The sequence below is a fragment of the Leifsonia sp. C5G2 genome (genome assembly GCF_013359685.1).
GTDB lineage: Bacteria > Actinomycetota > Actinomycetes > Actinomycetales > Microbacteriaceae > Leifsonia.
On the sequence record NZ_JABFMV010000021.1, the window covers coordinates 17,639 to 42,252 of the forward strand.

At 68.8% G+C, this 24,614-nt stretch carries 22 protein-coding genes and 1 pseudogene; 19 read left to right on the plus strand and 4 right to left on the minus strand.

Going from position 1 to position 24,614, the window contains the following annotated elements:
- The first annotated feature begins 506 nt into the window (after positions 1-506).
- Positions 507-1,518 (plus strand): annotated as a pseudogene (locus HNO83_RS19010) (transposase).
- A gap of 15 nt (positions 1,519-1,533) precedes the next feature.
- On the opposite strand, the gene HNO83_RS19015 reads toward HNO83_RS19010, so the two are convergent.
- A complete protein-coding gene (locus HNO83_RS19015) occupies positions 1,534-2,883 on the minus strand; it encodes a DUF1214 domain-containing protein (protein WP_217499249.1) in 1,350 nt (449 codons plus the stop codon).
- A gap of 414 nt (positions 2,884-3,297) precedes the next feature.
- On the opposite strand from HNO83_RS19015, the gene HNO83_RS19020 reads away from it, so the two are divergent.
- Positions 3,298-3,600 carry a hypothetical protein gene (locus tag HNO83_RS19020; RefSeq protein WP_175339105.1) on the plus strand — a complete coding sequence of 101 codons (303 nt, stop codon included), beginning with the start codon at positions 3,298-3,300 and terminating at the stop codon, positions 3,598-3,600.
- Positions 3,601-3,652: 52 nt separating this feature from the next.
- On the opposite strand, the gene HNO83_RS19025 is transcribed toward HNO83_RS19020, so the two are convergent.
- Entirely contained in the window at positions 3,653-5,059 is a 1,407-nt protein-coding gene (locus HNO83_RS19025; protein ID WP_175339106.1) for a ParB/RepB/Spo0J family partition protein, read from the minus strand.
- Between the two features lie 534 nt (positions 5,060-5,593).
- On the opposite strand from HNO83_RS19025, the gene HNO83_RS19030 reads away from it, so the two are divergent.
- The 9 genes from HNO83_RS19030 (at position 5,594) to HNO83_RS19070 (ending at position 16,126) form a co-directional block, all read left to right on the plus strand.
- Positions 5,594-6,970, plus strand: coding sequence for an ABC transporter substrate-binding protein (locus HNO83_RS19030; RefSeq protein ID WP_175339107.1), 1,377 nt, complete (start codon positions 5,594-5,596; stop codon positions 6,968-6,970).
- Between the two features lie 124 nt (positions 6,971-7,094).
- Positions 7,095-8,003 (plus strand): carbohydrate ABC transporter permease, encoded by a 909-nt coding sequence (locus tag HNO83_RS19035; RefSeq protein WP_175339108.1) that lies wholly within the window; start codon positions 7,095-7,097, stop codon positions 8,001-8,003.
- A 1-nt stretch (position 8,004) separates the two neighbouring features.
- On the plus strand, positions 8,005-8,832 hold the full coding sequence (locus HNO83_RS19040; RefSeq protein WP_175339109.1) for a carbohydrate ABC transporter permease: 828 nt from the start codon (positions 8,005-8,007) through the stop codon (positions 8,830-8,832).
- Positions 8,833-8,912: 80 nt separating this feature from the next.
- Positions 8,913-9,932: a MaoC family dehydratase gene (locus HNO83_RS19045; protein ID WP_175339110.1), complete on the plus strand. Its 1,020-nt coding sequence runs from the start codon at positions 8,913-8,915 to the stop codon at positions 9,930-9,932.
- Positions 9,933-9,963: 31 nt separating this feature from the next.
- Complete coding sequence (locus tag HNO83_RS19050) at positions 9,964-11,667, plus strand: thiamine pyrophosphate-binding protein (protein WP_175339111.1); 1,704 nt, start codon at positions 9,964-9,966, stop codon at positions 11,665-11,667.
- A gap of 6 nt (positions 11,668-11,673) precedes the next feature.
- Positions 11,674-12,873 carry a CaiB/BaiF CoA transferase family protein gene (locus HNO83_RS19055; protein WP_175339112.1) on the plus strand — a complete coding sequence of 400 codons (1,200 nt, stop codon included), beginning with the start codon at positions 11,674-11,676 and terminating at the stop codon, positions 12,871-12,873.
- On the plus strand, positions 12,873-14,294 hold the full coding sequence (locus HNO83_RS19060) for a xylulokinase (RefSeq protein ID WP_175339113.1): 1,422 nt from the start codon (positions 12,873-12,875) through the stop codon (positions 14,292-14,294). The genes HNO83_RS19055 and HNO83_RS19060 overlap by 1 nt, the downstream gene beginning before the upstream one ends.
- Before the next feature lie 78 nt (positions 14,295-14,372).
- The gene (locus HNO83_RS19065; protein WP_175339114.1) at positions 14,373-15,092 is read left to right on the plus strand and encodes a GntR family transcriptional regulator; all 720 of its coding nucleotides are present in this window, start codon (positions 14,373-14,375) and stop codon (positions 15,090-15,092) included.
- A 41-nt stretch (positions 15,093-15,133) separates the two neighbouring features.
- On the plus strand, positions 15,134-16,126 hold the full coding sequence (locus HNO83_RS19070) for a MaoC family dehydratase (RefSeq protein ID WP_175339115.1): 993 nt from the start codon (positions 15,134-15,136) through the stop codon (positions 16,124-16,126).
- A 40-nt stretch (positions 16,127-16,166) separates the two neighbouring features.
- Here the strand turns inward: HNO83_RS19070 and HNO83_RS19075 are convergent, their stop codons facing one another.
- Both HNO83_RS19075 and HNO83_RS19080 read right to left on the minus strand, forming a co-directional pair.
- On the minus strand, positions 16,167-17,033 hold the full coding sequence (locus HNO83_RS19075; protein ID WP_175339116.1) for an SDR family oxidoreductase: 867 nt from the start codon (positions 17,031-17,033) through the stop codon (positions 16,167-16,169).
- 61 nt (positions 17,034-17,094) lie between these two features.
- Positions 17,095-17,880 (minus strand): shikimate dehydrogenase family protein, encoded by a 786-nt coding sequence (locus HNO83_RS19080; protein WP_175339117.1) that lies wholly within the window; start codon positions 17,878-17,880, stop codon positions 17,095-17,097.
- Positions 17,881-18,005: 125 nt separating this feature from the next.
- Here HNO83_RS19080 and HNO83_RS19085 point away from each other — a divergent pair, with 125 nt between their 5' ends.
- The 8 genes from HNO83_RS19085 to HNO83_RS19120 are packed head-to-tail and all read left to right on the plus strand — an operon-like array spanning position 18,006 to position 24,117.
- Positions 18,006-19,064, plus strand: coding sequence for a Gfo/Idh/MocA family protein (locus HNO83_RS19085; RefSeq protein ID WP_175339118.1), 1,059 nt, complete (start codon positions 18,006-18,008; stop codon positions 19,062-19,064).
- Positions 19,061-19,831 carry an SDR family NAD(P)-dependent oxidoreductase gene (locus HNO83_RS19090; protein ID WP_175339119.1) on the plus strand — a complete coding sequence of 257 codons (771 nt, stop codon included), beginning with the start codon at positions 19,061-19,063 and terminating at the stop codon, positions 19,829-19,831. Before HNO83_RS19085 ends, HNO83_RS19090 begins: the two co-directional genes overlap by 4 nt.
- Complete coding sequence (locus tag HNO83_RS19095) at positions 19,828-20,751, plus strand: CoA transferase subunit A (RefSeq protein ID WP_175339120.1); 924 nt, start codon at positions 19,828-19,830, stop codon at positions 20,749-20,751. Before HNO83_RS19090 ends, HNO83_RS19095 begins: the two co-directional genes overlap by 4 nt.
- Complete coding sequence (locus HNO83_RS19100) at positions 20,748-21,527, plus strand: CoA-transferase subunit beta (protein WP_175339121.1); 780 nt, start codon at positions 20,748-20,750, stop codon at positions 21,525-21,527. The genes HNO83_RS19095 and HNO83_RS19100 overlap by 4 nt, the downstream gene beginning before the upstream one ends.
- Entirely contained in the window at positions 21,524-22,153 is a 630-nt protein-coding gene (locus tag HNO83_RS19105; protein WP_175339122.1) for a CoA-transferase, read from the plus strand. The genes HNO83_RS19100 and HNO83_RS19105 overlap by 4 nt, the downstream gene beginning before the upstream one ends.
- Complete coding sequence (locus tag HNO83_RS19110; RefSeq protein ID WP_175339123.1) at positions 22,150-22,938, plus strand: SDR family NAD(P)-dependent oxidoreductase; 789 nt, start codon at positions 22,150-22,152, stop codon at positions 22,936-22,938. Before HNO83_RS19105 ends, HNO83_RS19110 begins: the two co-directional genes overlap by 4 nt.
- Positions 22,922-23,395 carry a MaoC family dehydratase gene (locus tag HNO83_RS19115; RefSeq protein WP_175339124.1) on the plus strand — a complete coding sequence of 158 codons (474 nt, stop codon included), beginning with the start codon at positions 22,922-22,924 and terminating at the stop codon, positions 23,393-23,395. Before HNO83_RS19110 ends, HNO83_RS19115 begins: the two co-directional genes overlap by 17 nt.
- A complete protein-coding gene (locus HNO83_RS19120) occupies positions 23,392-24,117 on the plus strand; it encodes an SDR family NAD(P)-dependent oxidoreductase (protein WP_175339125.1) in 726 nt (241 codons plus the stop codon). Before HNO83_RS19115 ends, HNO83_RS19120 begins: the two co-directional genes overlap by 4 nt.
- Positions 24,118-24,614 lie beyond the last annotated feature (497 nt).

A 24,614-nucleotide genomic window follows, 5' to 3' on the forward strand; every position in this document is an offset into this window, starting at 1 on the left:
GTCGGAGATCGACTGGATGGTGTCAGTGCGCCAACCTCGTCGGTGATGGCAGGGGAGCCGCCTGCGGCGGCGCTGTCCCTCAGTTTGTGTGTCATTCCGCCGCCCGATCGTAGCTCGTTCCCGGTGCTTCCGTGCCGAGCTTTCGCGGCATATCCTCACTCGCTGCGCTCCCTCCGGTATTCCACGGTCCCGGCACTCCGCACCTCCCACTGATCTCCCCGGCGGAAAGGCAAACAAGACTCTAATGAGACCGGTCGGTCTGGGACTGGCTGGCAGACTGACGTTCGGTTCGGCGTCGCGTGACTCAAAACAAAAATGGCCCCTCGGGTGCCTTTCGATCGATCTGTCCGCGCGCTGAACTGGGCGTCGGTTTGTCTGTTCCGATGGCTTGATAGAAGGTCGTCCGCGACCGGGGAACCGGCTCGTGTGACTCGTGAGAGTTCCGCCTCGAAACACTTCCAGACCGACGAACTGCACTGTTCGCCAACCGGAAGGGGACCATCGGAGTGAACTCCGTGGCTGATCACTATGACCACGTCGTCGGCGTCGACACGCATGCACGAACACACACCTACGCGGTGCTGGAAGCAGGCGAACGGTCTCAGCAGGGCACTGGCTTGGATCCGGCGCCGTGCTCAAGGGCGGCTCCTGGTCGCGATCGAGGGCGCGAGTTCCTATGGTTCGGGCCTCAGGCGAGCTCTGATCGCTGCCGGCGTCGACGTGTGCGACGTCCGACCGCCGAAGCGGGCGGCCCGCGCCGGACGCGGCAAGTCCGACGAGATCGACGCCGTTGCCGCAGCCCGGACTGATCTCGCGTCGGAGGTTGATCGCTTGACAACACCGCGATCGGACGGACTCCGCGCCGCCCTGCGGGTCCTCTTGGTGGCACGGCAGGCGATGGACAGTCGGCGAACCGCGGAGCGGAACGCGCTCACTGCTCTGCTGCGCAGCTTTGATCTCGGTATCGACGTTCGCAAGCCGCTCACGGATGTCCAGGTCCGCGAAGTTGCAGGTTGGCGTCAGCGCGTCGCGGACGACACAGCGATGATGACCATTCGGCAGGAAGCTCGACTGTTGGCCGTCTCCGTGCAAGCGCTCACGCTTCAACTCGCGGACAACCAGGCGGCGTTGGCCGGTCACGTTCAGCAGCTCGCGCCAGGGTTGCAGCAGCTGCTCGATGTGGGTGCCGTCACTGGAGCCATTCTGGTCACCGCCTATTCTCATCAGGGGCGTGTCCGCAATGAGGCGGCGTTCGCCGCTCTGGCTGGGGCGTCACCATTGGAGGCCTCCAGCGGGAACACGACCAGGCATCGGCTCAATCGACACGGCGATCGGCAGTTGAACCGGGCGCTGGACGTCATCGCCCGGGTCCGGTTGAGTTGCGACCCAGCGACGCGCGACTACCTGGCCAGACGGTTGGCCGAGGGCAAGAGCAAACGGGAGATCCGCCGCAGCCTGAAGCGCTATATCGCTCGGCAGTTGTTCCGGCACCTCAACACGGCGATGGCTTTGCGGTGATCGATCACCGACGTTTCAGGCCGGATGGACCGCGGGCGGTGCCCAGTCTCCGTTGAGGATCCGGTCGTCCGGCCAGTAGGCGCGGAGGTAGACGGAGAAGTCGTCCGCGGGAGCCGGCAGCCAGTTGGCGAGCTGTGCCGGGTCGGTCGGTGGTTCGCCGCCGACCGTGAGGGTGAGCGAACCGTCGGCGGCGTAGGTGAGGTTCTGGTTCTTGGTGCCGAGGGAGAACCGGTCGAGGTCGTTGGCGTGGAAGAAGTGGTGCTTGTTGTAGACGGTGAGCGACCAGAAGCCGGCCACCGGGGGCAATTCTCCCGCGTCGAAGCGCAGCGAGTAGCGGCGTGAGCCGTTCAGGCGTGCGCCGTCGGCGTCGAGGTCCTGGTAGAAGTAGGTCGTCTCGTTGGGGGTGTTGACGAAGATGTTGGATTTGCCGACCGCGGTGCGCATCAGATAGTCGGTGCCGAAGCGGGCGCCGGAGCGCTGGGTGGACCAGTTGTCACCGACGGGGATGCCGTAGTTGCGGAACTCGAACAGCTCCTTCACGATCGCGTCGGCCTCCAGGGCCGCCTGCCGGCACGCGGCGGCGACGTCGCCGTCCCGTTTCGCGGCGTCGAGGACGACACGGAACCAGTCGTACATCGCCTCCTCCCCGGGAAGCGGCGGCACTTCGTCGAGGATCTCACCGAAGGACTCGAAGAACGTGTCGGGGTGGACCCACTGTGTCTCCTCCTGGCCGGAGGTGGAACCCGATGCGCCGAAGCTGGGCACGGAGGTCCAGTCGGTGACCTTCATGGTGCCGTCGAACTCGGCGAGGGGATACACGCTGATCTGGTTGACCAGCGGGAGGACGGCGGCGCGATCCTCGGCCGTGTCGTCCATGAAGACCCGGGGGATGACCACACCGCAGCGGGTGTCGTAGCGGAACACGCCGGCGATCCCGGACGGGACCTCGCCGTCCCAGGCCTCCGGCGCGAGGAGGTAGTGACCGGGTTTCGTCCCGTACATCTTGCCGAGCTCGACGAACGAGTCGGTGCGCTGGTTCACGACCTGGTACACCCAGAACCGGTCGCCGAAGTCCGGCACCTGCACGACCGCGGGCCCCAGGTTCCCATCCAGCGGCCCGAACCCGTACGCGACGTCTTGGTTCGGGCAGGCGACGACGCGTTCCTCGGGACGAATGTAGTCATGCAGCATCCCGATGTGGTTCGGCGGCCCGGCGGGCACGATTCCGGCCAGCAGCCTCGGCCCGGGCAGCTGTTCCATGAACACGCGTCGGTTGTGGATGTTCACCAGAGGCCACCCCCAGAGGTAGGCGGCACGAGCCACCTCCGCCGCGTACGCCGTCGTCACCCGCTGCTCTGCGCCCACCAGTCCTCCTCGAGCCCGTCGATGCCCGGAGTCTAAGTAGCCCAGGGACGTCACGAATAGCCCCGGGATCAGACCCGGGCACGGGGTGGAGCCGCACGGAGGCGGCGCTGCTTTGCTGGATGGAACGCCTCCTCCAGGATTTCTTTCCGATCCGGCCGCCGATCATAGCGAGCTCCACCAACTCCGTTCCCTGCACGCGCTATTTGCAGACTCCGCTCGCTGCGCTCCCTGCGCTTAGCAACCGCTCCCTCCGGGCACTGCGCTGCCTCCGCCCGCTCTCGATCTGTGTGCCGGAACGGCAAGAAAAACGATCAGGAACAGGACAGCACAAACGCCCTCACCTGGTCAGTCGGCTCGGCGGACCAATTTGACACCGGCCCATAGAAGGGTCGATCAACCAGGGGAGTGATCAGGATGCGGGTATTCGCCATCGATACGAGAAACATGGGTCCGGAACTGCAAGGTGGACTGATCGGAGTGGTCGGCTCGATCAGCCCATCAGCGGAAGAGAAGCGGGAGTGCATCGAGACGGTGAGCCGGTACGCCGTTGATGGATGGGCGATTGCCGCTGATCCACGCACGTCGATCGGCCGGCTGGCGGCGCTGACGGCCGAGACAGCGTGTGTTCCGTTCGTTGCCTTCAACCGGGTAGCCCAGCGGGGTGGTCCAGCCGTCGGGCCGTCGACAGTCGCGGCGACGACTCGCGAACTGTCTTGACCGCTCAACGAGAAGCGGGCCTGGTGTGCAGGCCCGCTTCCGTCCGGCGTGGTCAGTCGCCTGCGCCAGGTTCTGCGTTGACCGGATCAGCCTTTTCTGCCGCCTGGGCGGCTTCGCCTGCTGTCACGATTTGCTCGACGTCGCTGAGGCTGTAGCCCCAGGCCCCGAGTTGGGTGAAGTAGTCCGTGTCGGTGGGGGAGGGGTAGCGCCAGGTTTGCTTGCTGGTGACCGACTCGCACGCGCCGAGTACGACCGCCAGAGCGACATGCTGCGCTTTGGCCGGGGTCTGCTGGACCAACGCGACGAGCTTGTCGTTCTCGAAATAGCCGGAGGGCTCCAGGCCGAGCAGCTGGTGGGCGAGATCGTTGCCTTCACGGATGGCGGTGCTGATCGCCTGCCGGTGGATGGTCAGACCCTTGGCGATCACGACGGCCGCGTCCTTGGGCAGAGCCTTCCGGGACAGGAGCGTGGCGAGCCATTCGCGGCGGACGATTTCGGCGGATGCCCACGCCTTATTGTTCGCGATCAGAGTCCGTCGTTCGGCCTTCTCCTCGTCTGTCATCGGCCCAGACTTGGACTGGGTGCCCCCGTAGGTGCGGAAGCCTGCGGCTTTCGGGTCCTGGAGGAAATAGCTGATGGTGGCGTCGCCGTCCGCGTAGACGCGCACGAGCGCGGCTCGCCCGTCCTGGTGCTCGATGTGTTCGACGGTGACGCGTTGGTCGTCGGCGGTGAGGAGTTCGCTGATGCGGGTGTACTCGGTGTCGTAGTAGCCAGGGTCCACGTCAAGGATCGCGTACCCGCGCGCGGCCAGGTCGGCTTCCGCTCCCGCCTTGGTCTTGGCTCGGGCCTTCTCGTCGCGTGCCCGCTGGGCCGCGTGCACGAACTGGATCGGGTCGGTGGTCGCGACCTTTATCAGGTCGGCGCGGATGTCGTCGTCGCTGTCGAACTCGATCAGCACCGCCGCCTGATCCAGGGTCAGCTCGTGCTCTTGGATCGCGGACGCCGCCACCTCGTTCTCAGAAACCGCGAGAGCGGTCTTGACCTCTTTCGGCTTGGTCCCGGTGCGGCGGGCGATCGCGGTGACAGAGAGTCCTTCGAATGCGAGTTGCTGGAACGCGGCGGCGCGGTCGCCGTCGGTGAGGGCTTCGCGTTGGTCATTCTCGACCATCTGCTGCACGATTCGCTCCGCGGTCACCTCGTCCACTGCCACCAGGTAGACAGGAATGGTCGTCAGTCCGGCTTCGCGAGCGGCGAAGATGCGGCGCTGTCCTGCCCGAACAGTCACGGTGCCGTCGTCGCTGCGGTGTCCGAGAACGGGAGTGAGGACGCCGTTCTCTTTAATGGATTGCACGAAAGCGGGGGTGATGGGTGCGGAGGGTCGCACGTTGGTTTCGATGATCAGGGTGTGCGGGTCGAGGTGTTCGATGGTGCCCGCAGCAGTGGTGGTGGTGTCGCTCATGGTTCTGTGATCCCTTCAACTGTTCTTGTTCGCCTGTATGGCAAGGGGATCGAGGGTGAGCGGAGCGGAGCGCAGTGTCGGGTCGTGGAATACCGCAGGGAGCGTAGCGAGTGAGGATATGCCGCGAAAGCCCGGCACGCAGCCCGCAGAGCGAACTACGATCGACGGCCAGGCAGACGGACAACCCGTCAAGCAGGAAGACGCCTCGCGCAGCTCCCCTTTTGTTGCCGTTTCACGCGAGTCGAATCAAACGCCGCCTGGACCTGAGCTCGTAGTAAGTGACCGGCAGGCGTGCCGCCTAGTCCGTCCGTTCGGTTCGTCAGGCCCAAGTACTCAAGGAGACGAGCGCAACTGATCGCTGTCCGCCGACGGCGGCAAGCGAAAACATCCAAATGGTCACCGTCGAAATCGACCGTTGGCATTTGGCCACAACTGTCGTACGATTTGTCTAGTCCTCTAGATGGGGGCGAATCAACCCGACGCGCAACAGCGCGTGTCCCTCTTGGGCAAGGACGCCACAAGAAAGGTGAAAGAGTGAACAAGCGCAATCTCCGGCGCGGAGGATTCGTCCTCATCGCCTCCAGCATGGTGGCCTTGTTGGCCGCCTGCAGCCCCGGAACGAGCACCCCCGGCTCGTCCACCAAGGCCTCCGACCTGCGCGGCCAGACCATCAAGGTGATGGTCAGCTCCGGGCACCAACAGTTCAACCCCGTGTGGGACACCGAACTGCCGAAGTGGGAGGCCAAGACCGGTATCAAGGTCGAGCTCGACAAGGTCAACACGACCGACATCTCGAGCGCGTTCCTCCGCGATGTGACGGTGGGCGGCTGCACCATCGACAACGTCGAGATGCTCGACGGCGGGACAGCCGCCGCAGCATCCCACATGGCCGATCTCGGCACGTTCCTCAAGGCGGACGGAAGCACCACCGCCGCCCTTCTCAAGGACCAGGTGTCGTTCGCCCAGAAGGCGTACACCTTCGACGGGAAGCTCAAGTTCTACCCGTTCTACTCGGGCGCGAAGGCCGTCGCCTACCGCAAGACCTGGTTCGAGGATCCGTCGAACCAGTCGGCGTTCCAGGCGAAGTACGGCTACAAGCTTCCCGACCCGCCCACCACGGCCCAGCAGGTGAAGGATGTCGCGGCGTTCTTCTCGACCGGTGACCGCAAGGGCATCGTGTTCTCCGGCTCGGGCGACCCCGCCGAGACCACGCTCGCCGACCTGATCTTCCGCAACGGCGTCGACGGCTACCAGGACGCCAAGGGCAACGCCCAGTGGGGTCCGGCGCACCCGGACAACGAGAAGAAGGTCGTGGCGGCCGCCGACTACCTCAAGGGCTTCATCACCGACGGCGACACCCCCGACTCCATCGGCGCGATGCAGTCGGCCGACACCACGGCGAACTTCCTCGCGGGCAACACGGCGATGGACTACGACCACATCTACCTCTTCTGGAACAAGCTGAAGGACGCGCAGTCCACCCTCGGCGACATCGGGACCTTCGAGTTCCCGAGCCTGCAGAAGGGGCAGGGCGGCATCTCGTTCTACTGGGGCCGCGGCATCCCGGAGTGCAGCAAGCACAAGGACGCGTCGTGGGAGTTCACCAAGTGGATCATGTCTCCCGAGATCCAGAAGATCGCGCTCAGCAAGGGCGTCGGCGTGTACGTGCCGACCGACAAGTCGCTCCTGAGCTGGTCGGTTCAGCAGAACCTGATCCCCCAGGGCGTCGCGGACTCCGTCAGCCACGCGAAGGCCTACAAGGTGACGCCGGTGACGAACCAGCTGCGTCAGTCGATCGACATCCCCCTCGTCGAGAAGCTGATCGGCGGACAGCTGTCGCCGAAGGAGTATGCCGACACCTCGGGCAACCAGATGCAGGACGCCGCGAATGCGGCAGGAGTCGCCCACTGATCGTGAGCCTCGTGCTCAGCCGCCGGGGTCGTGCCGTGTGCACGGCCCCGGCGCCATAGAAAGGAGACGGACCGTGTCCAACGGAACTCTCACGAGACGTGCGGAACAGAAGGGGTCGGGACCGGTGGACCAGACGAAGACCCGCGAACGCGCACGTCGCAAGCGGCAGGGTTTCTGGCCGTTCCTCATCCCGGCGCTGATCGGCGTGATCGCCCTGATCGCCGTTCCGATCGGCTTCACGCTCTACTACAGCCTGCGCAACTACAACCTCCAGGTCGGCTCGGACTCGTTCACGGGATTCGACAACTACGTCCGGCTCTTCACCGGTCAGAACGGCGACTTCGTCGCGGCGCTGCTGCGGACGTTCGGCTACGTGATCGTGGTCATCCTGTTCGACTTCGTGCTCGCGATGACGCAGGCACTGCTGCTCTTCAACATGAAACCGGCCTGGGCGAAGTTCTGGCGGGCCGTGTTCATCCTGCCGATCCTGGTCATCCCGACCGCGAGCGCCGTGTTCTGGCGCAACGTCATGTATGCGCCGCACGGTGGCGAGTTCCTGAAGGTGCTCGGCCTCGATGGCATCGTGCCGCCTCCGCTCGGCGATCCGAAGCTGGCGTTCTGGGCGATCATCGTCGTGGTGGTCTGGGCGTGGTCGCCGTGGGTGTTCATCCTCTTCTCCACCGGCCTCGACCAGCTCGACAGGACCGTGCTGGAGGCGTCGATGGTCGACGGCGCGAGCTACTGGCAGCGTCTGCGGACGATCATCTTCCCGCTGATGCGGCCGGTGATCTTCGTGACCCTCAGCTTCAAAGCGCTCGACTCGTTCCTCTCGTTCCCGTTCGTCTGGGTGCTGACCCAGGGAGGTCCGGGCAATTCGACGCACATCCTGAGCACGTTCATCTACCAGCAGGCGTTCAACCTGCTCGACTACGGCAACGGCTCGGCGATGGCCATCGTCATGCTGCTGATCAGCGGCGTGATCTCGGTCGCGGCCGTGCTCGGCTGGCAGCGGTTCTACGGGAAGGAGTCCTGACATGCGGACCCTCAAGCGCACTGTCCGGCTGCTGCCGCGGTCGGTGCTGATGGTCGTGATCCTGCTCTGGGTGCTCGTGCCGGTCTACTTCCTCGTGGTGACGTCGCTGTCGCCGGAGGGCGACCTGCTCGACGGGCTCGAGCTGCCGTCGTCGTTCACACTGACGAACTACGCCGGGCTGTTCTCCGGCGCGAACTCGATCTGGATCCCGCTGATCAACAGCACGATCGTCACGATCGCCTCGACCGTGATCGCCCTCGTGCTGGCGGTTCCCGCCGCGTACGCGCTGTCGCACCTCCGTCACCGCCGCTCGGGGAGGATGGCGTACCTGTCGTTCTTCGTGCTGCGCGGCATCCCGCCGATCGCGCTCGTGATGCCCTTCTATCTGATCTTCGCGAAGGTGCAGATGCTGAACACCCTCCCCGGGATCATCATCGCGCTCGCGCCGCTCGCGCTCCCCTACTGCGTGTGGACACTGCGCGTCACCTTCGACCAGATCCCGCGCGAAGTGGAGGAGGCCGGCGCGGTCGACGGCGCGGGCCGGATGCGCATGTTCTTCTCGGTGGTGCTGCCGATCGCGACGCCAGGGATCGCGGCGACGGGGATCCTCGCCGGCCTGTTCATCTATGTCGACTACATCATCGTCGCGCCGCTGGCAGGCCCGCAGACGTACACCTTCCCGATCTACGTGACGAGCTTCTCGCAGGACTTCGTGCAGCTCGTCGGCCCGCTCTCGGCGGCGGCGATCGTGGGTGCCGTGCCGATGGCGCTGATGTTCATCGTGAGCCAGGGCTTCAGCCGGCGGCTCGCGAGCGCCGGCATCCACTGACCCGACGACCGATCACTTGCAGACAAGTCGTCTAGTTGTATAGACTACTAGACGTATCCGAACCGATGGAGAACGAACAGATGACACAGGACTCAGCGACGAGGCCGTGGCGAGACCTCACCGATCCGCGCCGCATCGTCGACTACGACGACATCGCCGACCGGGAGGCCGGCCGCAAGGAACCGGAGTTCGAGAATCTCGAGATCCCCGAAGACCTCGGCACCGTGCGCGAGCTCGTGGACGACCACAAGATCAAGCGGTACGCGTTCACGCAGGACGAGTACGGCCCCTGGTACTTCGAGGACAGCCCCTTCGGCGGCCGCATCGGCCAGGCCACGCTGCTCTGCAACGACCTCGTCCAGATGTTCACGAACGTGTACGCGGCGAGCGAGGTCGTGGGATTCCACACCGAGGAGCAGATGTGGTTCGACAGCCCGGCCCACCTCGATGAGGAGGTGACACTGGCCGCCACCTACACCGAGTCGTACGTGCGCCGCGGCGAGGGCTACGTCGTCATGGAGGCCGCGGCCACCGGTGAGGACGGGCGCAGCATCGTCCGCCACCGCGGGGTCGAGATCCTCAAGACCGTACCGGGCACGCTCGGCGGACGGGGCAGCGGGACGCCCGAGAAGCGCGTGACCGGCGAGATCCCGGACGGCGCGCGCACCGTCGCCGCGTTCGACGCGGACACGCGGCCCGGCGACGTGCTCGAGCCCGTCACGCACGAGGTGACCTTCGAGCAGACAGCGGTGTTCTCCCGGATCGGCGAATACGTCGTCAACACGCACAACGACCTCCGGGCCGCGCGGGAAGGCAAGCTGCGGCAGCCGATCGTGCAGGGGGCGCAGCAGTTCGGGCTCATCGCAGGCCGCCTGGTGCAGGCCTTCGGCGCCGGATTCTTCACCACGGGCTGGATCCAGGCGAAGTTCCTGGTGCCCGTCGAGGTCTTCGAGCCGATCACCATCCACGCGCTCGTCACCGCCGTCGTCCCCCGCGAGGGCGGCGGCAGCACCGCCGAGCTCGAGGTGTGGATCCGCCGCGCCGACGGTCGTCTCGTGACCGTCGGCTGGGCCTCCGCCGCGCTTCCCTCCCGCTCCTGACCCCACCATCCCTCGACAGAAGAACGGACTCATGACCACTCCGAAGACCGGCGGCCAGATCGTCGTCGACATGCTCAAGTCGCTCGGGATCCGATACGTGTTCGGTGTCGTCGGCGGCCAGACCCTGGCCATCACCGACGCGATCATCGACACCCCGGGGATCGAGCTCATCCACACCCGCCACGAGAACGCGGCAGCCGTGATGATGGACGCCTACGGGCGCCTCACTGGCGAGATCGCCGCGTGCATCTCGACTACCGGACCGGGTGCGACCAACCTGCTGACCGGTGTCGGCGGCGCGTACCGCGACTCCAGCCCCGGGTTCGTGATCACCTGCAACAACAACGGCGAGAACATCAACAAGGACGACGCTCAGAACGCCGACCATGTCGAACTGTTCAAGCCGCTGACCAAGTGGAGCCGGCTCGTCGCGCACCCGACCTCGATCAAGCAGGCGATGGAGGAGGCCTACATCAACGCGATGTCGGGCAACCCCGGGCCCGTGCATCTCGACTTCGCGCGCGACACCATCGAGGGGACGGTGGTGCAGCCGCCGGAGATCCCGGAGGTGCACCCGTCCCGGGCCTGGGTCGCCCAACGACCCGCGCCGAACGCTGTCGCCGTCGCCGAAGCCGTCGAGCGGCTGCTCGCGGCCGAGCGTCCGGTGATCTGGCTCGGCAACGGCGGCAACCGCGGGCGTGCTGGCGACGCTGTGCTCGCGCTCGCCGAGGCGCTCAACATCCCGGTCGTCACCACCTTCAACGGCATCGGCGCCGTGCCGACCACGAACCCGCTCGCGTTCGGCGCCGTCAGCCGGATGGGGACGACCATCTCGACCCGGGTCATCGGCGACGCCGACCTGGTGCTCGCGCTGGGCAACAGCCTCAACGCGGTCTCGACCACGCGCTGGAAGCGCGTGTTGCCCGATGTGATCCAGGTGGACGTCGACTCGACGATGATCGGCCGCTACTATTCCGAGGTCACCACCGGCATCGTCTCCGACATCTCGTCCTTCGCCGCCGCCGTGATCGACGCCGTGGGCGACCGTGCGGCCGCCGCGCGGGAATCGCGCGCGGAGTGGATCGAAGACCTCCAGCAGGCGCGCGCCGAATGGTGGGAGAGCACCGCCGTCGCCGAGGGCGAGCACGCGGCACCGCTGTCGCCCGCCGACATCGTGCGGGCTCTGCGCGAGGTGGCTCCCGACGACACCCTGCTCATTCCCGACGCCGGCAACCCGGGCGTCTGGTCGTTCCTCTGGCAGGTCACCCAGACGAACAGCTACATCAAGCCGGTCGGCTTCGGGAACATGGGCTTCGCCCTCCCCTCGGCCATCGCCGCGACCGTGCTCGACCCGAATCGGCCCGTGCTGGCGCTCATCGGCGACGGATCGCTCGGGATGAGTCTCGGAGAGCTCGAGACGCTGGCGCGGGTCGGCGGTAAAGTCTGCATCGTGGTCCTCAACGACGCGAGCTACGGCAACATCCGGCAGGAGCAGGAGCTGCACTTCAACGGGCGCACCATCGGCGTCGACTTCGGCCCGGTGGACTTCGGCGAGGTGGCCCGCGGGATGGGCGTCGACGGCGAAGTGGTGCACGACCTGGCGACGCTGACCCGTCGCGCCGCCGAGGCGCTGACGACCGGGGTCGGCCCGGTCGTGCTCGACGTGCCGCTGGACCGCAACGCGAACGCGTGGACGTACCACGCGTTCGTCCCCTACGAGGCGAGCGAGGAATAGGACGCGATGGCGCGAGAGAACGGTGTCGGCCCGCTCGACGGACTGAAGGTGCTCGATCTCTCGCGGTTCATCGCCGGTCCGCTGTGCGCCCAGATCCTGGGCGACTTCGGGGCGGAGGTCGTCAAGATCGAGCGCCCTGGCGGCGAGGACTCCCGGCATCACGGCCCGTACTACCGCGACGAGAGCGTCTACATGATGCTCTACCACCGCAACAAGTACGACGCGACGCTCGACACCCGTCATGCCAGGGCGCTCGGCATCCTCGAACGGCTGGTGGAGTGGGCCGACGTCGTGGTCGAGAACTTCCGGCCGGGCACGATGGACAAGATCGGCATCGGCTGGGAGCGGATGCGCGAGCTGAACCCGTCCGTCATCCTCGTCTCGATCTCGGGGTTCGGGCAGACCGGGCCGGACTCGTCGCGAGCGCTGTTCGACGCCATCTCCCAGGCGCAGTCGGGGCTGATGCACGTGACGGGCGACCCGGACGGGATGCCGACGCTCAGCGGAACCTACATCGCCGACTACACGACCGGCTACCTGGCCGCGATCGGCACTCTCGCCGCGGTGGTGCACCGGGAGCGCACCGGTGAGGGCCAGCTGGTCGACATCGCGTCGCTCGACTCGATGTTCGCGACCCTCGGCATCCGGCTGATCACGCAGCTGATGCTAGGCGAGGAGATCCCACGCAGCGGGTCGCGCGATCCGCTGACAGCACCGGTGAACGTGTACGAGGCGGCGGACGGGTCCATCTACATCCAGGGCGGGACGCGCACGCTGTTCCGCACCCTGTTCGGGGTCATCGGGCGGCCTGACCTGGCCGGCGACCCGCGCTACCAGCACGCCGAGGTGCGGATGGCGCACCGCGACCTCCTCGAGGGCGCCGTCGCGGACTGGGCGCGCACGCGGACCCGCGACGAGATCGCCGAGGCGCTGCGCGGTGCGGGAGTGCCGTACGCGCCGGTGGCGTCGATCGCGGAGGTCGCCGCGTCGCCGCAGATCGCCGCACGCGAGATGGTGCAGGAGGTCGAGCATCCCACCCTCGGGACGCTCCGCCTGCCCGGGTCGCCGATCAAGCTCAGTGAGACGCCGCCGACGATCAGGAAGGCTCCTCCGCTGGCCGGAGAGGACAACGACTTCGTGTACGGCGGCATCCTCGGGATGTCCCCGGCGGAGATCGCGCGGCTGTACGAGGACGGGGCGATCTGATGCCGGGCGCGCTGGCCCTCGCGATCGATGTCGGCTCCTCGGCCGTGCGCGCCGCCGCCGTCGACCCGCTCGGCGTGCTCGTTTCCACCGCACGGGTGGAACGGCCGGACTCCCATTCCGGGCTCGTCTTCGATCCGCAGCTGCTGTGGTCGCAGGTGGTGACGGTCTGCGCGTCGCTGGCCGCCGATGCCCGGGCCGGGATCGGCACGATCGCCATCGCGGGTCACATCGGCACGGTGTTCCTGGACGAGAGGCTGCAGCCCATCGGGCCGGGCCGGGGCTGGGCGGACACCGACGGGGTGCCGCTGCTGGAGGCCGCGCTCGGCGCGCGGTCGGGCGAGCTCCTGCGCTCGGCGGGGCGCCCCTCGATCACCGGAGGTGCCGGAGCGGCCGCGCTCCAGTTCCGCTCGGAGCGGCCGGAGGAGTTCGCCCGCGTGCGGGCGATCGTGTCGCCCAAGGACTTCCTGGTGGCCCGGTTGACCGGAGAGGTGGCGACCGATCACACCTCGGCCGCGTACACCGGGCTCGCCAGGGTCGCCGAGCGCGGGTGGGATGCGGGTCTGCTGGAGGCGACGAGGCTCGACGCGGCGCTGTTCCCGGGCCAGCTGCCCTCCACCTCCGTCGTCGGCGTGCTCGGCGCGGCCGTGAGCGCGGAGCTGGGCCTGCCCTCCGGGACGCCGGTCGTCTCCGGCGGTCCGGACGGGACGGTCGGCGCGACCTTCGTGATCGGCGAGCGCTCCGACCTCATCGCCGACGTGGCGGGGACCACGGACGTCCTGGTCGGGCTCGTCGGAGACCCGGAGGCCGCGCCGGCGGAGGCGATGGTGAACCCGTATCCGCTGGGCGGGTTCAGCGCGGGTGGCGCGACCGGCATGACCGGTGGCGCGCTGGCACGCTGGGCCGCGCTCCTCGGCTTCGGGGACTCGGGGACGGCCGTCGCGGCGCTCGAGGGGCGTGCACCGCTCCGCCCGGGCGCCGGCGGCTTGCGACTGGTGCCGACCCTCTCCGGAGCCCGGTTCCCGCGCTGGCGTCCGCACGAGACCGGCCGGCTCCGCGGTCAGCGCGCCGAGCACGAGGCCGCCGACATCGTCCAGGCCGCGGTGGAGGGTGCGGCGTTCGTCGTCCGCGAGGGCGTCGACGTGCTCGACCCTGCTCGCGAGGCGTCCATCGCGCTCGCCGGAGGGGCCGCGCGGTCCCGACTTCTCGCGCAGTTGCGGGCGGACATCCTGGGCCGGCCCGTCGTACTGTGCGGAGAGCCCGACGTCAGTCTCATGGGCGCGGCGCTGATCGCGTTCCGCGGGATCGGTGCGGAGACCTCGGGAGAGTTCGACGTCGGGGTGCGTTCGCCCGGCGTCGTCGCCCCCGACCCCGAGCGGGTGGAGGCGTACCGCGCCGTCTACTCGGATTGGCAAGTAGACTAGACGTCCACACAAATCTTTCATACAATACAACCAAGCCGCTTCGGGGAACTGGCGAGCATGCGGCGACGAGGAGGCATCGTGGGCTCCGCCATCGGACCGATCTATCAGGTCATCGTGCGAGACATCACCGAGCAGATCACGGGCGGGTCGCTCCAGCCCGGCGACCGGCTCGACAGCGAGCCGCGGCTCGCGGAGCGTTACGGCGTGAGCCGCATGACCCTGCGCCAGGCGCTCGGCGAGCTCGAGGCCGGCGGCCTCGTCGTGCGGCGTCACGGAGCAGGCACCTTCGTGAACACGCCCCGCCCCATCCAGCGCCGCGGCAACCAGCTCGGCGCCTTCCACGAGGAGATGGGGCTCGACCCGAACGAGATCGTCACTGACCTGCTGCTGCAGGAGGTCGTCGCACCGCCGGCCGCCGTCGCCGACGACCTGGTGCTCGGCCACGGGGCGACCACGTCGCACGTGATCCGGCTGCGGAGGCTGCACGGCAAGCCGATCGCGCTGCAGGAGTCGTGGGTCCCCTACCTGCTCGTCCCCGGGCTGGGCCGCGACGGCCTGATCGACGGCTCGCTCTACAAGACCATGCGCGAGCGGGGCGGCATCGAGATCCGCAGCGCGGAGCAGGCGGTGTCGGTCGCCACGGCCACACCGGAGGTCGCTGACGCGCTCGAGGAGACGCCGGGCAGCCCGGTCATGAGCATCCGCCGTGTCTCCTGGGACGGCTCGGGCAACCCGGTGGAGGTCGCCCAGAGCTTCACCTCCGCGAGCCTGCCGCTCATCGTGCGGCTCGAACGCTGACATCCGACCATCCATCTCCATCCATCGGAGGACGCAGAACGATGACGATCACCCATCCCTCGACGATCACTCACGCGGAGGCGCACGCCCACGGCAAGGACGCCAGCTACGACGCGATCGTGATCCCCGAGCCGTTCCCCTCCACCGAGGCGACCCTCGACGCCGACCGCGTTCGCGCGTTCGCCTTCGCCCAGGGCGACTACGGCTCGTGGTACTTCGGGGAGTCGCCCTTCGGCGGTCCGATCGGACATCCGCTGGCCCTGGCCAACGACCTGCTGTTTCTGTTCTACGAGACCTACAACGGCAACACCGCCGAGGGCCTGCAGACCCATGAGCGGCTGCGCTTCCGCTCGCCGCTGCGCCTCGGCGAGTCCGTGCGCATCGACGGCGGATACGTCGAACGGTACGAGAACCGCGGGCACGGCTACGTCGTCATGGAGGCCGCGGCGACCGCGGAGGACGGCCGGACCGTCGTCGAGCACCGCGGCACGGAGATCATGCGGACCCGCGCCGGCGAGGTCTCCGGCCGATCGAAGGCCGCTCCGGCTGGCCGCCGCGTGCAGGCGGCGCCCGACACCGCGTTGCCGACCCTGACCAGGGCTGCGCTCGGCGCGCCACTCGGCTCGCCCGTCGCCGGCGTCTCGCGGCACTTCACGCAGGACCAGATGAACGTGTTCTCCTGGCTCGCACGCGGCTACCGCAACGTGCACACCGACATCGGCCGGGCTCGGGACAGCGGAGTGGACCGCACCATCGTGCAGGCCCTCCAGCAGACCGGGCTCATCGCCGAGGCGATGGTCGGCTACTTCGGCGCGAGCTGGTTCACGACGGGCGAGCTCGACCTGCGCTACACGCACCCCGCGTTCTGCGGGGAGCAGCTGACCGTTCGAGCCGCGCTCGTCGGCGAGACGGACGGGGTGCAGGAGCTGGAGGTCTGGATCGACTCGGACGGCGGCCCGCGCACGGCGCTGGGCTGGGCCCGGGCGATGGTGACCGACGACGAGCGCCGCCCTCACCCGGTGATCGGGATCTGAGGGCGGCGCCGCGTCGCGAACCGCTCGCTTCCGGGGGAGGTCAGCGCGGCGGCTCGCGGTCCATGGGCGGCTCGGCGCCCTCGGCGATCGCCAGCCGCTGCTTCGCCGCGTTGATCAGCCATGCCTGGTCGGTCGTGATCACGTAGCGGTCCTCCGCGATGCCTTTGAGGACGATCGTCGCGACCTCCTCGGGGCTGAGGCCGTGCTCGCGCGCGGCGAGCAGGCGCGCACGGCCCACCTCGTCGGCGCCGCCCGCTTCCTCGAGGTGGTTGACGAGACCGGTGCGGACGGTGGTCGGGCAGATCATGGACACCCGCACGGCGCTGCCGATCTCGCGCAGCTCGCGGGAGGCGGACTCGGTGAGGGCGAGGACGGCGTGCTTGGTCGAGCCGTACGAGCCCATCCGCGGACCGGACGACCACGACGCCACCGACGCGGTGTTCACCACACGGCCGGAGCCGCGCTCGATCATCGCGGGCAGGAAGGCGCGCATGCCGTGCAGCACGCCCCAGTAGTTGATGCGCATCGACAGCTCCCACTGGTCGAGCGGCCCCTCCCAGACCGGGCCGACGGGGCCGATGATGCCGGCGTTGTTGACGACGATGTCGGGAGTGCCCCATTCGCCGGCCACGGTGTCGGCGAGGGCGGCCACGTCGTCGAAGTCCGTGACGTCGGTGCGCACCGCGAGCAGTTCGGCGCCGGGGACGGACTCGGCGATCCGGTCGCGCGCCTCGTTCAGGGCGCCCTCGCGCAGGTCGGAGAGGACGACGCGGTGGCCGGAGGCCGCGAAGGCGTGCGCCAGGGCGAGGCCGATGCCGCCGGCGGCGCCGGTGACGACGGCGCTGGGTGCGACGGTGCTGGGTGCGTCGGTGCTGGGTGTGTCGGTGCTGGGTGCGGATTCGTTCATCGTTCGGGTTCCTCCTCAGAAGGGGTTGGGGATGGACTCGGAGGCCGAGGGGCGGGGCTCGTCACAGCAGCCGGTCGAGGATGCGGCCGAACTGGGCCTCCTGCATCCGGACGCCGCTGTGCGTTCGGAGGCCCCGGCCCGCGGCGGCGGCGAGGAGCTCGGTGTGCTCGGGGTTGGCGACGACGTCGGCCACGACCGTGTCGGGCGCGAGCAGGGAGGGATCGATCGGGATGCCCGGATTCACCACCGAGCCCACGCTGGTGGCGTTGACGACGAGGTCGGAGTCGGCCGCATCGCCGACGGTGCCCGCCGCGATGTCGCGGTCGGGGAACGCGGCACGCAGCTCTGCGACCAGCTCCTCCACGGGGGCTTGCGACCGGTTGACCATCCGCAGGCGCGCGGGCCCGGAGCCGGCGAGCGCGAAGGCGATCGAGCGGGCGACGCCGCCCGCGCCGAGCAGCAGGATGCGCGACCCCGCGGGTTCGATCGCCGCCGCCTGCAGGCTGCCGACGAAGCCGCTCCCGTCGAGCTGGTCGCCCTCGAGCCGGCCGTCCGGGGTGCGGTTCACGACATTGACCGCACCGCTCAGGCGGGCCGCCGGGGTGAGCTCGTCGACGAGGGAGGCCAGAGCGCCCTTGTGCGGCATGGTCACGACCAGGCCGGCGAGGTTCGTCCAGCCGCGCGCGCTCGCGATGAAGGCCGGCAGCGCCTCGGCGGGGATGCCCGCGGGGATCGCCACGGCGTCGTGCCCGCCCGCGGCGAGTGCCTCGTTGAGCGCCTGCGGGGCGCGAGCGGCGGTGATCGGGTCGCCGACGACGGCGATGACACGGGTGTGACCGGTGATCATCCTGGCTCGCTTCCCGCCGCCTCTGCTCCGAGGCCGGCGAAACCGATGCTAGAACCATTTGGACTATATGTCTATACTGATTTGCGTCGGCGCATCGCAGCTCCGACGAGCAAGGAGGCTCACCCGTGACGCACGCCCGTACCGCCCCGCTCCGCTGGGGCGTGCTCGGTTCCGCGCGGATCGTGGAGACGGGGCTCGCCCCCGCCATCGCACGTGACCCGCGCTCCGTCCTGGCCGCCGTGGCCAGCCGCAGCACCGCCGACGCGAGCGCATTCGCGGGGCGGTTGGGCGCCTCCCGTGCCTACGGGAGCTATGACGAGCTGCTGCACGACGAAGGCGTCGACATCGTCTACGTCCCACTGCCCAACTCGCTGCACCGGCAGTGGGCGATCGCCGCGCTGGAGGCCGGGAAGCACGTCCTGGTCGAGAAGCCGCTCGCACTCACCGGCGCCGACGCGCGGGCGATGGCCGACGCCGCCCGGGCCGCCGACCGGCTCCTGCTCGAAGGGTTCATGTGGCGGTACCATCCGCGCGTTGAGCGGATCCGGGAGATCGTGCGCGACGAGCTCGGGCCCCTGCGCCTGGTGCGGATCGCCTACACCTACGACCTCGCGGCGGGCTATGGAGGCGACACCGACGCGGCCGCCCGCGACATCCGGTACGACGCCGGGCTGGGCGGAGGTGCGCTCGGCGACATCGGGTCGTACACAGTGAGCGGGCTGCGCACCTACGCGGGCGGCCATCCCGAGCGCGTCACCGGCCGGCTGCTCTCCGAGGGGCGCGGAGTCGACCTGCGCTTCTCCGGAGAGATCCTCTTCGACGACGGCGTGCTCGGCCAGTTCTTCGTGGCGATGGACGTGCCGGGCGGCGCCCTGCTCGACCTGCAGGGCGACCGCGGCCGGCTGCGGATGACGAACGCCTTCCGCACGGCGGCCGAGTGGGGCGATCCTGTGATCGAGGTGATGCCCTTCTCCGGACCGGCCCGGCGCGAGACCGTGCCGTTCGCCGACCAGTTCGACCTGGAGGTCCAGGCCGTCGCTGCCGTCCTGCTCGACGGAGCGGACCCCCTGATCACGCTCGAGGACTCGATCGAGAACGCGGACACGCTCGACGCGATCCGCCGGTCCTGGAGCGAGCACACCGTGGACATGCCCCACAGCGGGGCGGAAGGGAACACACGATGACCACACTCAGCGGCAAGCGCATCCTCGTCGTCGGCGCGGGAGGCGCCCAGGGCAGCGTCGGCGCACGGCTGTTCGCCGAACAGGGCGCCCACGTCGTGGTGGCCGACGCGGTCCAGGAGGCGGCCGAGACGGTCGCCGGCGAGATCCGCGCGACCGGCGGGACCGCCGTCGCAGCCGTCGCGGACGTCGGCGACGCCGACTCGTGGACGCGTCTCGTGGAGCTCGCGACCGCCGAGTTCGGCGGCCTGGACGGCATGGTCAACTACGCCGCCATCCTGAGCCGTGCCGGCGCGGCCGACACCGAGATCGACGTCTTCGAGCGCACCATCCACGTCAACCTCACCGGGGCGTGGTTCGGGATCCGCGCCGTCGTCCCCGCACTGCTGGCCGCAGGCGGCGGCTCGATCGTGACCATCGGCTCAGTCGACGGGCTCGTCGGCAGAGGCGGGGGCGCCGCCTACCAGGCGTCGAAGGGCGGCGTCCGGTTGCTGACGAAGTCGGTCGCGACGGAGTTCGCGTCGCGCGGCATCCGGGCGAACTCGGTGCACCCGGGCCCGATGAAGACGAGGATGGCGATGGTCGTCGGGCCGAAGGCCGACCCGGCCGGGGTGCAGGAGCTGGAGGTCAGGCTCACCGCACAGGTGCCGATGGCACGCCTCGGCCAGCCGATCGACATCGCCTACGCCGTGCGCTACCTCCTGTCAGACGAGTCGTCGTTCGTCACCGGAGTCGACCTGCCGGTGGACGGCGGGTTGACGGCGCAATGAGCGCCCGCAGCAAGGTCGTCGACCTCCCCACCGCGGTGGCGAGCGTCCAGGAGGGCGCCTCATTGTCATTCAGCGGCTTCGGCCACTTCGGCCACCCGCTCGCGTTCGTCCACGAACTCCTGCGGGCGGGCACCGGCGGCTTCACCCTGCACGCCATCGCGGAGTGCTGGCCCGCCGAGCTGCTGACCGCGGCGGGACGCGTGCGCCACATCGACATGTCCAACCTGATGTTCGAAGGTCTCGGACGCGTCCGCGCCATCTGCCGGGCGGTCGAGAACGGCGAGATCACGACCGACGACCACAGTCACCTCGGGCTCACCCTCCGGCTGCTCGCCGGTGGCTGGGATGTGCCGTTCCTGCCGCTGCGGACGATGGCCGGCTCCGACCTGGAGAATCTCCAGACCGGGCCGAAGCCGAAGTTCGCGCGCATCCCGTCTCCGTTCGGCGACGAGAGCATCGGCGTGGTGTCGGCGCTGCAGCCGGACGTCGCCGTCATCCATGTGACCGAGGCGGACGACCAGGGCAACGGCATCCTCTACGGCCAGCTCTCCGTGCTCGACGCGCAGGTGCGGTCTGCCAGGCACGTGATCCTGACGACCGAGCGGCTGGTGACCGGTGACGAGATCGTGCGGAACAACCAGCTGGTGTCGGTGCCGGGGATCCTGGTCGACCAGGTCGTCCACACGCCGTACGGCGCGTACCCGGGCGGGATGTACGGGCTCTACGACGAGGACCTGGAGCTGATGGGCGAGTACTACGAGGCCTCGCGCGACCCGGGGACGACCGCGGCGTACCTGGCCGATTGGATCTTCGGAACCGCCGACCACGACGCGTACCTCGACAGGATCGGCGCACGCCGTCTGAGCGAGGCGGTCGTCGACCCGGTGCACAAGCTGGCGAGAGGACGGGGCGAGTGGTGAGCGCGTTCACGAGCGACGAGATCATGACGGTCGCGACCAGCCGCTTCATCCGCGACGGCTGGAACGCCTTCATCGGCACCGGCCTCCCGATGGTCGCCGCGTACCTCGCCAAGGCGACCCATGCGCCCGACGTGACGCTGATGTTCGAGTCGGGCGTCCTGGCGCCGGAGCCGCGGTCGATCGCCCGCGCCGTCGGCGACCCGCGGCTGCAGTCGACGGCGCGCAGGGTCAGCGGGATGCTCGACGCGCTGCTCCTGCTGCAGGGCGGCAACGTCGACTTCGGCGTGCTCGGCGGCGCCCAGGTCGATCGGTTCGGCAACATCAACAGCACCGCGGTCGGTGGCGAAGGCTACCGTCGTCCCGCGACCCGGCTGGGCGGCAGCGGCGGCGCGAACGACATCGCCAGCGCGGCGGGCGAGTTCCTGATCGTCGTGCGGCACAGCAGGCGCACCTTCGTCGAGAGCGTGGACCACCTGACGACGCCGGGGTTCATCACCGGACCGGGCGCCAGGGAGGCTGCGGGGCTCCGCGGGCGCGGCCCGGTCGGGGTGGTCACCGACCTCGGGGTGTTCGGCTTCGACGAGGTCACGAAGGAGATGACCGCGGTGTCGCTGCACCCCGGCGTGCACTGGGCCGACGTCGAGGCGGCGACCGGGTTCGCGATCGGGCGGCCGGACGACCTCCCGACGACACCGCCCCCGAGCGAGGAGGAGCTGGAGCTCTTGCGCGTGCACATCGATCCGGACGGCATCTACCTGAAGGCGGACCGCGCATGACCGGGCAGCGGAGCACGGAGCGACTGGTGTCGCTCGCCGAGGCGGCGCGGGCGGTGCCCGACGGCGCTGTCGTGGCGATCGGCGGCCCGGCTCAGGCGCGTCGGCCGCTCGCGCTCGTGCGCGCGCTCGCCCGCCAGGGGACGCGCCTGTCCCGGTTGCTGGCGCGGACGGACGGACCGGAGGGCGACCTCCTCGGCGTCCCGCTCGAGCTCATGCCCGACGGGGAGGCGCTCCACGCCGACGTGCTGCTGCTGCACGCCGACGCGGCGACCCTCGCCGGCGACCTCCTGCTGGTGGCCGACCCGGACGAGTGGTACGCCGACCGCCTGCTCGGCGCCGGCGCCGGCCGCGTGATCGCGACAGTCGAACAGCTCGTGAGCCCGGCCACCGCCCTCGGGCGGCCGCGCGATCTGGTGGTGCCGGGCGAGCACGTCGTCGCGCTCGCGCACACCCCGTTCGGAGCGCATCCGCTCGCCTTCGCCGGCAGATACCCTGCGGACCCGCAGGCGACCGTCGAGGGCCCGGAGGCAGAGGACCACTGGGCGTACCTCGACGCGATCGGCTATGCGCGACTGGTGCGGCGCGCGACGGAACTGGACGCACCCTCGAGAGGAGAATCAGAATGACCACCTGGAACGACCCGGCCGTGACGGTCGACCTGAGCGGCAGAGTCGTCGTGATCACCGGAGGCAGCCGTGGCATGGGCCTGTCGATGGTGAAGGCGGCGCACGCGGCCGGCGCCACGGTCGTCGTCCTGGCGCGCGACGCCGAGCGACTCGACGGTGTCGTACAGGAGGCGGCGGCTGCAGGCGCGACCATCCACGGGATCGCCGCCGAGCTCGCCGTCGACGACGAGCGGGAGGCCGCATTCGAGCGCGTCGTCGCCAAGTTCGGCCGGATCGACGGGCTGGTCAACAACGCCGGGATCACCAAGGTCGGGCCGAGTGCCGACTATCACCTGGCGGACTTCCGAAGGATCCTAGAGGTCAACGTCGCGGCGGTGTTCGCGTGCTCGCAGGCCGCTGTGCGCGCCATGCCGGACGGCGGCTCGATCGTGAACACGGCCTCCCTGTCGTCGTTCATCGGACAGCCGGAGCGCGCAGCCTACGTCGCCTCCAAGACGGCCGTGCTGGGGCTCACCCGCTCGCTCGCCGTCGAGTGGGGACCGCTGGGCGTGCGCGTGAACGCGATCGCCCCCGGCTACATCGAGACCGACCTGACCGGCGACCTGCTCCGGCGCGGCATCCTCGACCGCGACGTCGTCGAGGGTCGGACCCCACTGCGCCGGTTCGGTATGCCGGACGACGTCGCGGGCGCGACCCTGTTCCTGCTGAGCGACCTCTCGTCGTTCGTCTCCGGCGCGACGCTGTCGATCGATGGAGGCTGGCTCGCCAATGGCTATATCCGCTGACGGGCTTCGGCTCGCGGATCTTCCGAGTATGGTCGGGCGGTCCCTCGGTCCCAGTAGCGCCGTCGACGTGACACAGGAGCGCATCGACAGCTTCGCTCGCGTCACCGAGGACCTCCAGTGGATCCACACCGACCCAGAGCGCGCAGCAGGTGGCCCCTTCGGCGGAACCGTGGCCCACGGCTTCCTCACGCTGGCCCTGCTTTCGCGGTTCGTTGGGGAACTGATGAGGGTGATCGACGCGCCCGCGGCGGTGAACTACGGTCTGGATCGAGTCCGCTTCCCTTCCCCGGTGGCTTCCGGCGCGATTATGCGAGCGGTGCTCGAGGTAATCGACGTACGTGAGCAGGAGCGCGGGGTCTTGCTGACATCCCGTGTGACGATGACAGCCGACGGCGCAGACCGCGCGGCCTGTGTCGCAGAGAGCCTGACCTTGTATCCCGGCGGGAGGCTGCGATGAATGGGAACCCGGTCGCCCTGATATTCGGCGGCAGCTCCGGAATCGGGCTCGGCATGGCGGAACGCTTCGCCGATGAGCGCATGACGGTCGTGATCAGTTCTCGTCGGGGCGGCAAGTTGCGGCTCTCCGACGGACGATCTGTAGCGAACCTGCCCTGTGATGTCTCGGACGAAGAACAGGTGGCCCGTGTCATCGAGGCGGTCGAGCAGGAGCACGGCCGGCTCGACGTGCTCGTCAACAGCGCGGGTGCGACGAAGTTCGTGGACTTCGCCGACTTGGACGGGATAGATGTCTCCGACTGGCGGCGAATCCTCGACGTCAACGTGATCGGCGCCTGGAACACGGTTAAGGCGGCTGCCGGGCTCCTGGAGGCGTCACCGATCGGCGCGGTCGTCAATGTGGCGTCTTCGGCGGGGATCCGGGTTGCTGGCAGCTCGCTGCCGTACTCGGTCTCGAAGGCGGCCCTCATCCAGTTGACACGAACGCTCGCTCGGGCACTCGGCCCGCGCGGCATTCGGGTCAACGCCGTCGCACCGGGCTTCGTGGCGACGCCCTGGACCGCTGGATACGGCGAACGCGGGGTCGAGGTCGCGCGGCTTACCCCGCTCGGGCGGATTGGGAACCCCGCGGACGTGGCAGAGATGGCACTTGCGCTGATCCGCTCCGATTATGTGACAGGGGAGGTCGTCCTCGTTGATGGCGGCCTGGCTCTTGTCGACTGAGGTCGTGTCGTCGTTGAGGACGTCCACGATTGGGTTTCAGCAAGGAGCTCGGACCGAGTGCCGTCGGTACGTCGACGTCGCCCAGGCGGGGCTCCTTGAGTTCGATGGAGATTACGCGGGTGTCGGTGTCGCCGAAGTTGTGGCCGGTGTGCGTCTGCGCCCCGAGTCACCGCTCTTCACCGCTGTTTTGTTCCCAAACTGGAAGACCCGACTGTCAACAACCTCCGTCAGTTTGATATTTTGGGTTGATATCCTACCGCGCGCAATTTGCGCACATTTTGCGCACAATCGGACGAGGTTGAGTGGGGTCGTAAGGGGTCGAGCGAGCGCGTTGATTGTTGATTTTCCGCGGGTATTCCAGCCCGGTGACGTGACAAGAGTATCCCGGATAGAGTTCGAATCCCACGCCCTCCGCCCTGTCTTGAGTCGCGACATAGGTCTTACCTGAGTCGCGTCTTAGGTCTCATTTGAAGAAGCCCTCGGCCATCGGCCGGGGG